Below are 511 nucleotides of genomic sequence, written 5' to 3'. Positions count from 1 at the left end.
GGGCCACGTTCACCACGGCGGCGGTCTCGCCGAGGGTCAGCGGGCCGGCCAGCGACACGGCGCCGTCGCCCAGCGCGCCACGGGCGGCCTCGGCGGCGCCGGAGGGCGTGCCCCTGGTGTCGCGCGGCAGCATCTCGATGCGCCGGTCGCCCTGGGCGAAGAGCGCCAGCTGCGCGGCATTCAGCATGGCCTGGCCAAGCGGCGCGTTGCCGCCGGTCAGCGGCAGCAGTAGGCCGACGCGGATTCGGGGGCCTTCCACCGCTGTGGGCCCGGCATTCCACGGGACGATGCCGGTGCCGGGCCGCCGGTTCGCAATGCCCGGGGGTTGCGGGGCGCAGCCGATCAGCAGAAGGAGGAGGGACGCTAAGGCGACCCCCGATGGAACCAGACGACGCATCCTCACCCCCTTCGACACCGGGCCAGACTATACCGGGTCAACCAACACCGGGACTGACCCTCGTCGCCACCCCGATCGGCAATCTGGGCGACCTCTCCGCCCGCGCCGCCGCCG

The 511-nt window shown here is 74.2% G+C and carries 1 protein-coding gene; it reads right to left on the bottom strand.

All coding sequences use genetic code 11. The features are described from left to right. A partial coding sequence (locus AC1DWF_RS38885; RefSeq protein WP_476843716.1) for an ABC transporter substrate-binding protein occupies nucleotides 1-397 on the bottom strand: 397 nt, incomplete at its 3' end. Between the last annotated feature and the right edge of the window lie 114 nt (nucleotides 398-511).

The organism is Aminobacter sp. P4_D5 (assembly GCF_056401815.1).
This window is presented reverse-complemented; position numbering and strand designations above follow the sequence as displayed.